We start from the raw sequence: 14742 nt of genomic DNA on the forward strand, positions 1-14742 counted from the left end.
TGGCATCCTGGGGATGCTACGGAGGACAGGATGACGGCAGGGGAGAATGTCGTACTCGACATCCGCGGTCTGCGAATGCGATACGACACACGAGATGTCTTGCAGGACATCACCTTTCAAGCGCACAGCGGCGAGGTGCTGGTGTTGCTCGGGCCCAATGGCGCGGGTAAGACGACCACCATCGAGGTGCTGGAAGGTTTCCGAATGCGTTCGGCCGGTACGGTTTCGGTGCTCGGGACCGATCCGGCGCATGGCCGGGAGGACTGGCGGGCGCGGATCGGCGTGGTGCTGCAGTCCTGGCGCGATCACGGTCGCTGGCGGGTCCGCGAACTGCTCGCGCATCTAGGGTCCTACTACGCGCCGTATTCCACGGCGGCGATCGAACGGCCATGGAACACCGATGAATTGATCGCTGCGGTCGGCCTGACCGCCCAGGCCGGCACCAAGATCAGCAGATTGTCCGGCGGCCAGCGCCGCCGCCTCGATGTGGCGATCGGCATCGTCGGCCGCCCCGAACTGCTGTTCCTGGACGAGCCCACCGCGGGCTTCGATCCGCAGGCCCGCCGCGAATTCCACGATCTGATCCATCATCTCGCCGACGACGGACAGACCACCATCCTGCTCACCACGCACGACCTCGACGAGGCGGAGAAGCTGGCCGACCGGATTCTGATCCTGGTCGGCGGGCGCATCATCGCCGACGGCTCCGCGGACGATCTGTCACGCAGGATCGCCGGTGAGGCCGAGGTGCGCTGGACGCGCGACGGGCAGCGATTCGTGCACAGCTCGACCGAATCCACCAAGTACGTCTACGAGTTGTTCAAGCAGTACGGGGAGGAGATCGGCGAACTCGAGGTGCGCCGCGCCTCCCTGGAGGACACGTATATGACACTGGTGCGGCGCGCCGAATCCGGACATGGCGACGACACCGCGCACACCCTGGAGGAGGTGATCCGATGATTCCGCTGACGAGCGCGACGCGCACGGGACTGGCACGCGGGCTGATCGAGACCCGCCACATGCTGACCAGCCGCACGGATCTGTTCACCCAGTTCTTCTGGCCCGTCCTGATTCTGGTGGCGCTGTACTTCATGCGGCACGGCCACTTCCAGCAGACCGGGATCGGCCTGGGATCGCTGGCGCTGCCCAGCATCCTCGGCATGCTGGTGGCCTCCGGCGGCCTGCTCGGCATCTCGCAGTTCCTGGCGGTGGACCGGGAGGACGGAACCCTGTTGCGCGCCAAGGCGACTCCCCACGGCATGGCCGGATATCTCATCGGCAAGATCGTCATGTTCACGAACCTCCTGCTACTGGAGATCATGACGGTGCTGATCATCGGCTCATTCCTCGTAGGCGGCCTCGATTTCGGGCATCCCGGCGCTTGGCTCACCCTGATCTGGGTCTTCGTCCTGGGCATGCTGGCGACACTGCCAGCGGGAGCCGTCCTCGGGTCGCTGTTCGAAAGTCCCCGCACGATGGCGTTCGTCTCGCTCCCCATCATGGGCCTGGTCGGGATCTCCGGAATCTTCTATCCGATCACCTCGATGCCCGGCTGGGTGCAGGCCATCGCGCAGGTGTTCCCGATGTATTGGCTGGGCCTGGGAATGCGATCGGCGCTACTGCCCGGCCAGGCCGCCGCCGTGGAACTGGGCCACTCCTGGCGACACTGGGAGACCTTCGGGGTGCTCGGCGCCTGGGCCGTCCTCGGCCTGGCCTGCGCCCCGATCATGTTGCGGCGCATGGCTCGTCGGGAATCCGGATCGGGCGTCGCCGCCCGCCGCGAAAGGGCGATCCACGGTGCCCACTGAGGTCATCTACAACCGCATCGCGATGCTGCGCGCCGAGCGCGGCATCTCGCGACGGCAGCTGGCCGAGGCACTCGGGGTGCACTACCAGACCATCGGCTATCTCGAACGCGGCGAGTACAGCCCGAGCCTGCATCTGGCACTCCGGATTTCGGAGTACTTCGAGGTGCCGATGGAGGTGGTCTTCTCGGTCCGGCCGTTCCCGAGGCTGGGCTCCGACAGCGAAACGGCTTGAACGGGCGGCACTATCGACGCTCGCCCCGGATCAGTTCGTACACCGTGATCGAGCCGTCCGCCGCGCTGTTGGCCTCGACTCCCTTGCGCCACAGATCCTGTGCGGTCCGCGACAGCGAGGCGTCCACACCCTCCTCGTCGAGGGCGTCGATGACGTGCTGGGCGCCGGCGTCCATCATCGTGTAGGTCGCCGGATCACCCCAGCCCCCGGCCTTGGCGGCGGTCGCGTACTCGGTCATGAAGTACGGGAAGGCCGCATTGGACCGCAGCGCGTAGGGCAGGAACTGCTCGAGGTCGTGGCCCGCGCGGTCGATCAGCGCCAGCGCCTGCTGATAGCCGATCAACCACGGATGGAAGATCGCCAGCAGGGCCTGGTAGAAGACCTGTGCGAGACCGTCGTCGGCGCCCAGATACTCCTGCGGGCTCAGCGGCCGCAGCAGCTCGGCATGGCGGTCGAAGACCTCCCGCGACCCGCTGTAGAACAGATAGGACGCGGGGTGGGTGATGTTGTCACCGGCCGACATGAAACCGCCCGAGAGGAATTCGGCCCCGTGCGAACGCACCCAGGCCGCGCCCTTGCGGGCATTCTCCGGCGAGTCCGAGGACAGATTCGCGATCACCTTGCCCGGCAGCCGGTCCGCGGCCTGGCCGAGCACGTCGTACATCGCGGCATAGTGAGTGAGGCTGAGCACGATCACCTCGTTGGCGTCGAGCGCCTCGGCGAGGGTGGTGGCGCGGGTCGCGCCCACTGCGGCCATGGCCTCGGCCTTATCGGCGCTGCGGTTCCACACGGTCACCGCGACACCGGCGTCGAGGAAGGCCCGCACCATCGATCGGCCCATCGGCCCGAGGCCGATGACAGTGACGGAGCGACGTTCTGACATGGTGATTCCTCCGGTTCGAGATCTTCGGGTGGATGCGGCGCCTACAGCGATACTCACCACGAATTCGGGGCCGGGCAATAACGCACCTCCAGCTGCGGTTGCTAACCCGGAGGTACGAAATACGGTCAGGAGGGTCGCCGTGACGACGGACAGTGGTGCGGATCACGAGGCGTGTGGCATGTCGGTGGCCATCGATGTGGTCGGGGGCAAGTGGAAGCTGCACCTGATGTGGGTGCTGGGCGACGGGCCGCAGCGGTTCGGGCAGATCCGGGCGCTGCTGACCGGCGTCAGCGAGAAGGTGCTGACCGAGAATCTGCGCCGGATGGAGGCCAGCGGCGTCGTGCGCCGGGAGGTCTATCCGGAAGTGCCACCGCGCGTGGAGTATTCGCTGACTCCGATCGGCGAGGAGCTCGGCCGCGCACTGCGCCCGCTCGAACAGTGGGGCGAGCGGCACCGCGACCGCATGCTCGGACGACCCCTGGCCCCGGCCTGATTCAGGACGGGAGGTGGTCGAGTGCGATGCGGGCGCCGAGCTGTTCCAGCAGCGGGCCCGCCGCGGCCATCGAGCGTTTCGGATCGGGTTCCAGTTCGGACAGCGCATAGCAGTCCGCGAAACCCGCCGCGCGCCACTCGCTTTCGTCGAGAAGACATCGCCCGGCGACCGCCACGACCGGAACTCCGGCGGCCCGCGCCGCCGCGCAGACACCGACGGGCGCCTTACCGTGCAGGGTCTGTTCGTCGAGCGACCCCTCACCGGTGACGACGAGATCGGCCTCGGCGACCTGATCGGCGAAGTCGATCAGCTCCAGAATCACCTCGATGCCCGGCCGTTCCACCGCACCGAGCATCGCCATGGCCCCGAATCCGGTACCACCGGCAGCCCCCGCACCCGGCCGATCGGCCACCTCCGGGCCCATCAATCGCGCCCAATTGGCCAGCGCCGCATCGAGGATGCCGCGCTGCCGAGCATCGGCCCCCTTCTGCTCCCCGAAAATGGCTGCGGCACCATGCCTTCCGAGTAGCGGATTATCCACATCGCTGGCGAGCGTGACGGCGGTATCGCGCAGCGCGGGATGCGATCCCGAGCCATCGATCCGATCCGCCCGCGCGAGAGCGGCTCCGCCCCTGGCCAATTCACGCCCCTCGGCATCGAGCACCCGCACCCCGAGCGCCTGCAACATCCCCGCCCCGCCATCGGTCGACGCACTCCCACCCACCCCGAGCACGATCTCCCGCACCCCACCATCGAGCGCATGCCCGATCACCTGACCGAGCCCAAAGGTACTGGCGTGCAACGGATCCAACCGCCCACCCGGCATCCTCACCAGCCCCACCACCCTCGCCAGCTCGATGACCGCGGTCTTCCCCCGCACGGCGTAAACGGCCTCGACAGGCTCCCCGGTAGGCCCCGCGACCATCACGGCCACCGGCTCCCACCCCGCCGCCAGAAACGCCGCCACGGTCCCGTCCCCACCATCGGCCACCGGCAACCGCCGAATCTCGGCATCCGGCCGAACCCGCCCGATCCCCACCGCCAACGCCGCAACCACCCCGGCCGCCTCCAGCGACCCCTTGAACTTGTCCGGCGCGAGCACAACCCGAGGCCGCCTGTTCTGCATCCCGCCATTGTGCTGCCGACCGGCCATTTCGGCACTCGCGCGAATTCCGGCGTGTGCTGGGCGGCAGTTGGGCGTACAAGGGGCGCGTGGGCGGCCGGGAACGCGCCGAGGATCCCGACCCATTTCAGCCCCATGAACAACTCGAATGCGACAACCCGGGCCACTTGCACACAAACGGCAACCCTCAGGTTCTAGGCTCAGCGGGTGGCACCAGCCCTGACAGTCAGCAACAACTCCACCCTCGACCGCTTCGAGTTACGCGTCGACGGCAATCTCGCCGGTATCGCGGAATATCAGGACACCGCCGCCGAGCGCGCCTTCGTGCACACCGAGATCTATCCCCGCTACGAGGGGCAGGGCTACGGACGCAAACTGGTGCAGTCGGCGCTGGACACCACCCGGGCGGAGGGTTACGGGATTCTGCCACTGTGTCCGATGGTCCAGCATTTCGTCGAATCCAGGCCTGAATACGTGGCGCTCGTACCGCATTGGGCACGGGAGCGATTCGACTTGCCGCGCTGAGCGAGCTTGCGAGCGAATCATCGGCACGGCGCGCACCGCGTGTCGTCACCGAGTGCCCGCGAGGGGACGGCATGCGCGGTAAATGGACAAAGCTTGAGCGGCATAGGGGTTGTTCCGGTGCGATGATGGCGGGGTGGCACGCGCAGAGGAACACGGCGATCGTTCGCGACGCGAATTCCGGCACGAGGACCAAGTTGTCCGGCCCGGCACACTGCTGCTCTCGTCGACCGATCTGGTCGAGCCCTCGTTTCGGCGCACCGTCGTGTACATCGTCGAGCACAACGACGCGGGCAGCCTGGGTGTGGTGCTGAACCGCCCCAGCGATACCGCGGTCCGCGACGTGCTGCCGCGCTGGGCCGAGCTGGCCGCCCCACCGCAGGCGCTGTATCTCGGCGGACCGGTCAAACGGGACGCGGCCCTATGCCTGACCACCGTCCGGGTCGGCACCGCGATCGACCGTGTCCCGGGCTTGCGCCGGGTCGACGGCCGGGTCGCGCTGCTGGATCTGGATTCCGATCCGGATCTGATCGGACCGCTGGTCGAGGGCATTCGCATCTTCGCCGGATATGCGGGCTGGACCTTCGGTCAGCTCGAGGGCGAACTCGAGCGCGGCGACTGGATCGTGCTGTCGGCGCTGCCATCGGATCCCATCGCCGGGCGCACCGACCTGTGGGCGCAGGTGCTGCGCCGCCAGCCGTTACCGCTGTCGCTGCTGGCCACACATCCGATCGAACTCGAACGTAACTGAGATACGTATATACCTAGTGTGGGCACTATCTCGAGAACCCCGCGACAGCTGATGCGGTGAGCGCATGGCCGGCTCATCACGGATGCCCAGCGACGGGGCCGATACCCAACCGTCTCGCACTGGTCCGCCGATTCCGGACGGGGCCGACCAGGATTCGACGCAGGCACAGCTGTTGCGGGCGCTCTACGACGAGCATGCGACGGCACTGTGGCGATATACCTACCGCCTCGTCGGGGATTCGGGGCGGGCCGAGGACATCGTGCAGGAGACCCTGTTGCGGGCGTGGCAGCGCCCGCATGTCCTCGACCAATCGACCGCATCCGCCCGGGCCTGGCTGTTCACCGTGGCCCGCAACATGGCAGTCGACGAACATCGCAGCGCTCGGTCCCGGCGCGAATTCCGCACCGATAATCCGCCCGAACAGGCCAGTCCCGATCAGGCCGATCGCGCCCTGGACGGCTGGTTGATCGCCGACGCGCTGGCTCAACTGAGCATCGATCACCGCGAGGTGATCGTGCGGGCCTACTACCGTGGCCTGTCGACCCAGCAGATCGCGACGGAACTGGCCATCCCCGAGGGCACGGTGAAATCCCGAATGCACTACGGAATGCGCGCATTGCGCTCGGCACTACAGCAGATGGGGGTGACGAAATGACCGACGACGAGTACGCGACGTGGGACGCGCCGTATGTACTCGGCGCGCTCGAACGGACCGAACGGCTGCAGTACGAGCAGCATCTGGCCGATTGCCCCCACTGCCGTGCCGCCGTCGCGGATCTGGCCGGACTACCCGGGCTGCTCGGCCACGTGGACACCGATATCGCGCTGGCGCTGGTGGATCCGATCAAGACGGAGTCCAACGGATATCCCGGCTCCGCCGCGCCCCGAATCATCCCCGGCGAGAACATATCCGAACCCTCCGATTCCCCCGCCGATCTGCTGCCCCGGCTGGCCGAGCGCACCCGGACCCAACGGCGGCGCGGCCGGTGGGCGGCCGTCGGCGGGGCGGTGGTCGCGGCGGCCGCGGCGGTGGCGATCGCGATTCCGATCACCACGTCGGTCGCCCAGCACGGCACACCGCCCGCGGCCACCCAGGTGGTGGCCGAGCGGCAGCTGGAACCCGTTGTGGCGACGCCGGTTTCGGCGAGCGTCCGAGTGATCGACGCGGACGGCAAGGCGACGGTGGAGATGTCCTGCCAGTACGCGGAGGGCGGGCAACCGTATCAGGCCGATTTCGAGCTCTGGATGACCTCGAAGGAGGGCACCTCCGTCAAGCTCATGGGCTGGTCGGCCGGGCCCGGCAATGCCCTGACGATGACCCGGACCACCGATCTGCCGCCCGATCAGATCACGGCCCTGGAGGTCCGGGCGAGCGGCGGGTCGACGATCCTGCGGTCGACGATCTGAGTCGGAGCAGCAGCAGACCAGCGCACAGCGCGGCGAGCGCGGTGGCGCTGGTTCGAGTTGTCGAGGCAGGTCAGTCGTGCGGCTCGCGCACCGTCAACGAGTACAGGCCGCTGTCCTCGCGCCGCAGGCCCCGGCGGATACCGTCGGGCGCGGGATTGGCCAGGGCACGCCGGACCGCGGCATCGGCGGCCGGATCGCCGATCGCGATGCGCGCGCTGCCGTCCGGATAGCCCTTGGCCACGATACCGGCCCGCGCCAGCGCCTCCACGATGCCGGGCCCGGGCAGGTAGAGGAAGTTGGCATGGCTGCGTGGAACTCGCATTCCGCTGTGCCGCAGCGTAGTTCGTAGCAGCTCCCGCTCGGTCGTGATGCGCAGGACACGTTCGGCCAGCTCGGCCCCGGCCGCATACGAGGCGGCGACGGCGGCCACCGACGACTCCGGAGTCCCGAACGGCAGCTGCAGGGTGCGAACCCGGCGCACCAGATCCGCGGCGCCGAAGGCATAGCCGATCCGCAGCCCGGCCAGGCCGTACGCCTTGGAGAAGGTGCGCAGCACCAGCAGATTCGGATAACGCTCGATGAGTTCGATCTGATCGAGACCGTCTGTCGCACCGAGGAATTCGACATAGGCCTCGTCCAGTATGACCGGCACCCGCCGCGGAATCCCGAACAGGAACGCCTTCAGCTCGCTGGCCGACACCACGGTGCCGGTCGGATTGTGCGGGCGACACACCGCGACCAGCGCGGTGCGCTCGTCCACGGCGCGCGCCATCGCCCACAGATCCTGCCGCCCGGACGAATCCAACGGCACCCCAACGGCTTCCAGCCCGACCATGGCGGCCATGATCGGATAGCCGTCGAAGGTGGGCGCGGCGAACACCATGCGCCCACCCGGACCGGTCAGCGCCTGCATGATCTGTAGTACGACACCCGTCGCGCCCGAGCCGACCACCACCTGATCGGCCCGCACCCCGAGGTGACCGGCGATCAGGCGCGGCAGCCGCTCCGGCAGGAATTCCGGATAGCGATGGGCGTGGCACAGCGTCCGCCGCAGCGCGTCGAGCACCGAAGGCAAAGGCGGAAAGGGGTTTTCACTCAGGCTCAGGTCGAAGCGCACCGCGGCGGACGGCGACCACCGCATGGTGTCGAGGTCGGTCCGGGCCATCGGCGTGCTCATCACGCGGCTCCCCAGCGCACGGCCGCCGCGCCCGCGAAATCCCCGGCGTGGGCGAAGGCCGACATCAGCACGATCGAGCCGTTGCGCAGCCGGCCCGCCCGATTCTCGATATCGAGAGTCACCGGAATGCCCGCGGCGAACAGATTTCCGCAGCGATCGAAGGTGTCGGGATGGCGTTCCGCGGGCAGTTCCAGCGCGTCGTGCCAGTTGCGCAGGAACAGCCGATTCGGCTGATTGGTGACGAAGGTGTCGATATCGCGGCCCTTCACCCCGATCCGCTCACAGACCGCGAGCGCGACCTCGGGCACCAGCCGATTGCCGCGCGCGAACACCTTGGTGATCTTCGATTCGGAGAAGCTCACACAGCCCTGACCCACACCGGGTTCCCAATACTTGCGCTCGGATCCGGTATCGAAATCCATATCGCCCGCGAATTCCGGATAGGTCCGGCATTCGATGTCGAGAATCGGGGCCTGGTCGTTCTTGCGCAGCAGTCCGACACCGCAGCCGTCGCCGGGCACCGGCGCCTGGGCCAGCCCGCGAATCTCGGACTGGGTGAACACCGGACCCGCGGCGTTCTGCGTGACCACGATCAGCGCGCTGCGGGCGTCGGTGGTCTGCAGGATCATCCGGGCGAGCTGCATCATATGCATGAAAGCCGCGCAGCCGCCGTTATGCACATCGAAGACCCATCCCGGTCGCATGCCGAGCCGCCGCGCCACCTCGGGCCCGCACCCCATCACCGGATTGGTGGGCAGCTGGGTGTGGGTGAGCAGCACGTCGATACTCGACAGCAGTTCGGCCCCATGACGTTCCACGAGCGGCGCGACCGCGCGCTCGACCATATCCACCGCGGTTTCGTCGCGACCGACGTGATGCCGGGCCTTGGGGGCGCGGAACATCACGTTCTTGGCCATGCGCTCGGAGCGGGAGAATTGCGTGAAGTACTCCGTGCCGACCGGTTCTCCGGGGAGGTAACTCGCCACGTCCACCAGGCTCACCGGAACAGGCATCGTCGATCTCGAATCGGTGAAATCCATTATGCCTCACTTCATCCAATCAGGCCTGATCGGAAGCCCATGCGCGGCACGGTATTCGCAGATCGCCTTGAGATTGTTCATTTCCAATTGATGTCCGGCCGAGAACATCTCCCAGAAGTCACCGACCCAGACCGGCCGCTTCGGGGGCGCGGCCTCGGGATAGGGATTCTCCTCGTAGAACGGGTGTCGGCAATTCATCCACAGCACAACCGAACCCGGCTTGTCGAACACCACCGCGGCGTCGACCACTCGCATCAGATAGATCATCCACAGGTGTTCGCCCTGATCCCAGGCACAGTGGTAGTCGACGGTCATGGCATCGGGATTGGCGACCGTGCGGGTGTAGATCCGGGTGTCCGGACCGAGCCGGTCGGAAGCCAGCCACAGGCCCGGCTGCTCGGTCTCGACGAATCCGCGCAGACTGTAGGTCCATTCCTCGAGGCTGCGGGTCTCGGCCAGATACTCGTACACCGCGCGCGGCGGCGCCGCGATATAGGACTGTACGGGACAGAATTCGCCGAAGATCTGATCGTGCGGATAGACCGACCGCAGCATATCCATGATGATCGGCGTGGTCGCCTCGCGATCGGAATTCTCGATGCGCAGTATCCCGGGAATCTCCTTCTCCGGGATATCACTGAGAGCGGGTAGGGCGCTGGTGGTCACGAATGCCTCCTCTAGGCCGACAGGAACGGAGTGAACGGCGGAATCTCGTCCGGATCGCAGTCGATCGAGATGAACGACGGACCCGTGCTCTGTATGCAGCGCTGGACGACTACGGCCAGTTCGCTCGTATCGGTGGGCGAGTACGCGGGTAGTTCCGGGAACATCGCCGCCACCCCGGCGCCGGGATGGGCCGGATGAAAGCGGTTGAAGCTGTAGCGATCTCCGTAGAAGAGCTGTTCGCGAGTAAGGCACATGGCATGCGCGTTGTTGTTGAACACCACGAAGGTCACCGGCAGCGCGTACTCGATCGCGGTGTGCACCTCCATGCCGTGCATGAAGAACGCACCGTCCCCGGCGATCACGAAGGTGCGCCGCACACTCCCGTCCGGGCGGCGCCGACGCGCGAAACACGAGCCGATCCCCGCGCCGAACGCATAGCCCATACCGCCCATCCCCAGCGCGACGACGAACCGGCCGTCGCGCGGCAGCCGCAGATGATGCACCACGGCCGAACCGGTATTGCCCGCATCGGCGAAGACGTCCGTACCGGGTTCCAGTGCCGCATTGAGGATTTCGACGATATCGCGGTAGCGCATCCCGGGGCCGGTCGAGGCCGGGACCGGCAGCGGGGTGGGCACGGATCGCGGAGTCGACCCGAATTCCGTTCCCGCACCGACCAATTCATCGGCGAGCGCGCCGAGGGTGGCGGCCAGATCGGTGCTGGTGGCGTGGACCGAATCCAGATACGGCCGCTCGGCCCCGACGCTGACGAGGCAGGGGCCGGCGAGTGCATCGTCCAGCCCCGTGCGCGCGGTGACCGGCAGCCGCGTACCGACCAGCAGGCACAGCGCCGCGCCGCGCACCGCATCGACGAGTTCGGGGTGGCCCATACTTCCGGCCACCCCGCAGAATCCGGGTTCGTCGTGGTCGTAGACGTCCTTGGCGTCCGGTGCCACGCCGACCGCGGCCTCGACCGCGACCGCCAGGCGGCGCAATTCGGCCCGGGCATCGTCGCGGGCCACCTGATCGCCCGCGATGATCGTGATCTTGCCCCGGGTCCGCGCCGCCCGCAGTTCGGCGCGGACCCGAGCGAATCCGGTTGTGTCGAACCGGGATTCGGCCTGAGGCGGCCGGAACGGCACGGCCGCGAGCGGGGCCTGCTGCACATCCTTGGGCAGCAGCAGGACGGCCGGACCGCCACGCCTGGTCGCGTGCACCGCACGTGCCAGGTGATCGGGCAGATCCGCGGCGTCGTGCACCCGGGCGCAGTAATGCGAGATCTGCTCGAAAAGCCTTGCGGCGTCGAATGTTCCGGCGAGGCCGCTGGAGTCCTGAAACGCCCCCTTGCCCTCCATTGTAGTCGGAGCCTGCCCCACCAGCGCCAGGACCGGCACCCGGGATGTGAAGGATTCAGCAAGTCCCGCAACGAGATTCATTGCGCCGCCGCCGGATGTCGCGGCGACCACACCGAGTCCGGCGGTGGATCGGGCATAGCCGTCGGCCATGGTCGCCGCCGAGAATTCGTGCTTGGCGACAATGCCGGTCACCCCGCACGGGGAGGCGAAGATCGCATCGTAGAGATCCTCGATATTGGCCCCATCGACGCCGAAGATGTACCGCACACCGAGATCAGCCACGGCCCGCACCAGATAATCCACCGCGCGTGACGGCATGGGGGCTCCTTCCTGCCGGGCACGCTAGCGGCACCCGCACCGCCGCTCCCACCCCCATATACGAGATACCCCTACCCCACGGTTCACTTGATCCGCACAATCCTCTTGCCATGTACGTATACGTCTACATATAGTGGAGTCATGCCCAACAAGACCGTGTACGTATCCGACGACGACCTACCCCTGTTCCAGCGAGCACAGGAGCTGGTCGGCGGCAATCTGTCCGGGGCGATCGTGACGGCCCTGCGCCGATTCATCGAACTGGAGGAGGGGCGGCAGGAGGGCTATGACGAGGTGATCGTACGGGTCGGGCGCAACGGCGCCCGGCAGGTCCGATTCTCCGGGGCCCTGCTGGGCGAGTGGCGCGATATCAACGACAAGGACTGGCGATACATCCGCGTCTACCGCAGCCGCAAGGGCAAGTTGGTGCTGCATGCCCAGGTGTCCAAATGGTCGGAGTACCCCACCCAGACGCATAAGAACTGGATCAAGGAGCTCACCGACTGGCGGCGCATGCTCGGGGTCGGCGATCCGGACTGGGGTGATTTCACCCTCGACCTCTACGACTCGGTGACCGAATTGAAGGGCCGCATCCCCGACAGCCTCTACGCCCGGGTGCTCGATCTCGCCGAACATCCCCAGATCGAGGATCTCGACATCTGATCCGGACCGCCTGAAGCGTTCGGGCACAACCGAATACGGCTCCACACCTTGACCACGTTCCGGTGGTCACGGCTCAGTGGACGCATGCATTAATCGCTATACATTGATGAGAGGAAACCATGTCCACCAGAGCCCCCGGCGCGGCCATATCCGCCGTCGGCCTGCGAAAAGCCTTCGGCGATCACCTCGTGCTCGACGGCATCGACCTCACCGTCCCACAGGGCACGATCTTCTCGCTGCTGGGCCCCAACGGCGCCGGAAAGACCACGATCGTGCAGATCCTGTCGACGCTACTGCGCGCCGACGGCGGCGAGATCCGGGTCGGCGGCCACGATGTCAGCGCCGATCCCGGCGCGGTGCGCGCGACAATCGGTGTGACCGGCCAGTTCTCGGCGGTCGACGAACTGCTCACCGGCCGCGAGAACCTGATCCTGATGGGCGATCTGCATCATCTGCCGCGCCCGGAGAGCCGTCGGCTGGCCGATGAACTGCTCGGGCGATTCGATCTGCTCGAGTCCGCCGACAAGACCGCGGCCAGCTACTCCGGGGGTATGACCAGGCGGCTCGATCTGGCCATGACACTGGTCGGCAGCCCGCACATCATCTTCCTCGACGAGCCGACCGTCGGACTCGATCCGCGCAGCCGCCGGGTGGTCTGGGAGATCGTCCGCGGCCTGGCCGCCGACGGCGTCACCATCTTCCTCACCACGCAATACCTCGAGGAGGCCGACGCACTGGCCCAGCGCATCGCCGTACTCGACCACGGTCACCTCGTCGCCGAGGGCACCCCCGATCAGCTCAAACGCCTGGTGCCGGGCGGCCATATCCGGCTCACCCTCCCCGATCGCCGCACCCTCGACATCGCGGCCGATCTGCTCGGCGGCGTCGCACAGGCCGAGGATCTCACCCTCGCGGTGCCCAGCGACGGGGCCGTGAAATCGCTTCGCTCCGTTCTGGATCGGCTCGATGCCGCCGGAATCGAGCCCGAGGGCCTGGTGGTGCACACCCCCGACCTCGACGACGTCTTCCTCACTCTCACCGGACAATCCGTTCCCGAAAAGGAATCCTCGCGATGAGCGCCATGACCGACTCCCTGGTCGACACCAGGACCATGCTGCGCCGGAATCTGTTGCACGCCAGGCGATATCCTGGCATGACCGGTTATCTCGTCGTGATGCCGGTCGCCCTGCTGATGCTGTTCAACTACGTACTCGGCGGCGCGCTGGGCAAGGGCGTGGGCGGCGGCAAGTACATCGACTACATCACTCCCGGACTGCTGCTGATCGTTCCGGCCATGCTGGTGGTCACCGTCGCGGTCGCGATCGCCACCGATATGAGCAAGGGTTTCGTCAACCGATTCCGGGCCATGCCGGTCGCGCATTCGTCCTTCCTCGGCGGTCAGGTGCTCGGCACCATGATCCAGGGCCTGCTGGGACTGCTCCTCACCTTCGGTGTGGCACTGGCGATCGGGTTCCGGCCGCACGCGAACCTGCTTCAGTGGCTGGCCGCGTTCGGACTGATCGTGCTGCTGCTGTTCGGCCTGTGCTGGCTGGGCGCCGGATTCGGGATGGCGGCGTCCTCACCGGAGGCCGCGAGCAATACGCCCTCGATCATCCTGTATCTGCCCATGCTGGGCAGCGGCCTGGTGCCGACCGACACCATGCCCGTCGGGGTCCGGCAGTTCGCCGAAATCCAGCCGTTCACGCCGATCATCGAAACCCTGCGCGGGTTGCTGATGGGCACACCTATCGGCGGCAACGCGATCCTGGCCGTCGGCTGGAGCATCGCCTTCGCGGTGATCGGCTACCTATGGTCGACCAGCCGGTTCCGCCGCAAGGCCAACTGATCACGAGGGGTATGCCCCGCCCGATCCGCCCAGCGGGTCGGGCGGGGCTTTCGCCTGCGCGGAGGATCATGGAGCGCATGGAATTCCGGCCCAATCCGGCACCGGCCACGCACACACGCAGCCGACTGTTGCTGCGGCTGCGGATGTTCCGCTGGGAGGTGGTGTTGCGCCAGACCATCATCGAGCCGGGCGGCGACAGCGGCTGGCACTATCACGACGGCACGCTCTACGTCCTGGTCACCGGCGGCGGGCTCGATCATCCCGGCATCGACTGCGTCCCGGTCGTCCATCGCCCCGGCCGCATCTTCCGCGAGCCGAGCGGACCGAACCACGCCCATCTCGCACGCAACAGCGGCACGAAACCGCTGATGCTGACGGTCGTCTATCTGAACCCGGCCGGCAGCGCGCTCTCCCGGAGCGTCCCACCGCCGAAATGCGCTGAGGCTGTGTAATTACCG

General features: G+C 67.1%; 18 protein-coding genes. 12 read left to right on the forward strand and 6 right to left on the reverse strand.

Translation table 11 applies throughout. The annotated features are described in order from the left end of the window. The first annotated feature begins 30 nt into the window (after positions 1-30). The 3 genes from ACIA76_RS13845 to ACIA76_RS13855 are packed head-to-tail and all read left to right on the forward strand — an operon-like array spanning position 31 to position 2040. Positions 31-960: an ABC transporter ATP-binding protein gene (locus tag ACIA76_RS13845; protein ID WP_397152135.1), complete on the forward strand. Its 930-nt coding sequence runs from the start codon at positions 31-33 to the stop codon at positions 958-960. Next, positions 957-1808, forward strand: a complete 852-nt coding sequence (locus tag ACIA76_RS13850) for an ABC transporter permease (protein WP_397152136.1) — start codon at positions 957-959, stop codon at positions 1806-1808. Before ACIA76_RS13845 ends, ACIA76_RS13850 begins: the two co-directional genes overlap by 4 nt. Next, complete coding sequence (locus ACIA76_RS13855; protein WP_397152137.1) at positions 1798-2040, forward strand: helix-turn-helix transcriptional regulator; 243 nt, start codon at positions 1798-1800, stop codon at positions 2038-2040. Before ACIA76_RS13850 ends, ACIA76_RS13855 begins: the two co-directional genes overlap by 11 nt. 10 nt (positions 2041-2050) lie before the next feature. On the opposite strand, the gene ACIA76_RS13860 is transcribed toward ACIA76_RS13855, so the two are convergent. Continuing rightward, positions 2051-2923: an NAD(P)-dependent oxidoreductase gene (locus tag ACIA76_RS13860; protein WP_397152138.1), complete on the reverse strand. Its 873-nt coding sequence runs from the start codon at positions 2921-2923 to the stop codon at positions 2051-2053. A gap of 139 nt (positions 2924-3062) precedes the next feature. On the opposite strand from ACIA76_RS13860, the gene ACIA76_RS13865 reads away from it, so the two are divergent. After that, positions 3063-3416: a winged helix-turn-helix transcriptional regulator gene (locus tag ACIA76_RS13865; protein WP_397152139.1), complete on the forward strand. Its 354-nt coding sequence runs from the start codon at positions 3063-3065 to the stop codon at positions 3414-3416. A gap of 1 nt (position 3417) precedes the next feature. Here the strand turns inward: ACIA76_RS13865 and ACIA76_RS13870 are convergent, their stop codons facing one another. Continuing rightward, positions 3418-4542, reverse strand: a complete 1125-nt coding sequence (locus ACIA76_RS13870) for a glycerate kinase (protein ID WP_397152140.1) — start codon at positions 4540-4542, stop codon at positions 3418-3420. 204 nt (positions 4543-4746) lie between these two features. Here ACIA76_RS13870 and ACIA76_RS13875 point away from each other — a divergent pair, with 204 nt between their 5' ends. The 4 genes from ACIA76_RS13875 to ACIA76_RS13890 all read left to right on the forward strand — a co-directional run bounded on the left by ACIA76_RS13875 (position 4747) and on the right by ACIA76_RS13890 (position 7219). Beyond that, entirely contained in the window at positions 4747-5064 is a 318-nt protein-coding gene (locus ACIA76_RS13875) for a GNAT family N-acetyltransferase (protein ID WP_397152141.1), read from the forward strand. Between the two features lie 133 nt (positions 5065-5197). Next, a complete protein-coding gene (locus ACIA76_RS13880) occupies positions 5198-5812 on the forward strand; it encodes a YqgE/AlgH family protein (protein ID WP_397152142.1) in 615 nt (204 codons plus the stop codon). 64 nt (positions 5813-5876) lie between these two features. After that, positions 5877-6467, forward strand: a complete 591-nt coding sequence (locus tag ACIA76_RS13885; RefSeq protein ID WP_397152143.1) for a sigma-70 family RNA polymerase sigma factor — start codon at positions 5877-5879, stop codon at positions 6465-6467. Continuing rightward, complete coding sequence (locus tag ACIA76_RS13890) at positions 6464-7219, forward strand: anti-sigma factor family protein (RefSeq protein ID WP_397152144.1); 756 nt, start codon at positions 6464-6466, stop codon at positions 7217-7219. Before ACIA76_RS13885 ends, ACIA76_RS13890 begins: the two co-directional genes overlap by 4 nt. A 70-nt stretch (positions 7220-7289) precedes the next feature. Here the strand turns inward: ACIA76_RS13890 and ACIA76_RS13895 are convergent, their stop codons facing one another. Genes ACIA76_RS13895 through ACIA76_RS13910 form a run of 4 tightly spaced genes read right to left on the reverse strand, consistent with a single transcriptional unit; the run spans position 7290 to position 11775 of the window. Beyond that, on the reverse strand, positions 7290-8396 hold the full coding sequence (locus ACIA76_RS13895) for an aminotransferase class I/II-fold pyridoxal phosphate-dependent enzyme (protein WP_397152145.1): 1107 nt from the start codon (positions 8394-8396) through the stop codon (positions 7290-7292). Next, positions 8396-9409 carry a 3-oxoacyl-ACP synthase III family protein gene (locus ACIA76_RS13900; RefSeq protein ID WP_397152146.1) on the reverse strand — a complete coding sequence of 338 codons (1014 nt, stop codon included), beginning with the start codon at positions 9407-9409 and terminating at the stop codon, positions 8396-8398. Before ACIA76_RS13900 ends, ACIA76_RS13895 begins: the two co-directional genes overlap by 1 nt. Positions 9410-9442: 33 nt before the next feature. Next, complete coding sequence (locus ACIA76_RS13905) at positions 9443-10102, reverse strand: SRPBCC family protein (RefSeq protein WP_397152147.1); 660 nt, start codon at positions 10100-10102, stop codon at positions 9443-9445. An 11-nt stretch (positions 10103-10113) separates the two neighbouring features. Next, on the reverse strand, positions 10114-11775 hold the full coding sequence (locus ACIA76_RS13910) for a thiamine pyrophosphate-binding protein (protein WP_397152148.1): 1662 nt from the start codon (positions 11773-11775) through the stop codon (positions 10114-10116). A gap of 141 nt (positions 11776-11916) precedes the next feature. Here ACIA76_RS13910 and ACIA76_RS13915 point away from each other — a divergent pair, with 141 nt between their 5' ends. The 4 genes from ACIA76_RS13915 (at position 11917) to ACIA76_RS13930 (ending at position 14736) form a co-directional block, all read left to right on the forward strand. Continuing rightward, entirely contained in the window at positions 11917-12438 is a 522-nt protein-coding gene (locus tag ACIA76_RS13915) for an EXLDI protein (protein ID WP_397152149.1), read from the forward strand. A 119-nt stretch (positions 12439-12557) separates the two neighbouring features. Further along, a complete protein-coding gene (locus ACIA76_RS13920; protein WP_397152150.1) occupies positions 12558-13514 on the forward strand; it encodes an ATP-binding cassette domain-containing protein in 957 nt (318 codons plus the stop codon). Then, positions 13511-14284: an ABC transporter permease gene (locus ACIA76_RS13925; RefSeq protein WP_397152151.1), complete on the forward strand. Its 774-nt coding sequence runs from the start codon at positions 13511-13513 to the stop codon at positions 14282-14284. The genes ACIA76_RS13920 and ACIA76_RS13925 overlap by 4 nt, the downstream gene beginning before the upstream one ends. 68 nt (positions 14285-14352) lie before the next feature. After that, a complete protein-coding gene (locus ACIA76_RS13930) occupies positions 14353-14736 on the forward strand; it encodes a cupin domain-containing protein (protein WP_397152152.1) in 384 nt (127 codons plus the stop codon). Positions 14737-14742 lie beyond the last annotated feature (6 nt).

Origin of the sequence: Nocardia sp. NPDC051570 (assembly GCF_044454005.1) — a bacterium.
GTDB lineage: Bacteria > Actinomycetota > Actinomycetes > Mycobacteriales > Mycobacteriaceae > Nocardia.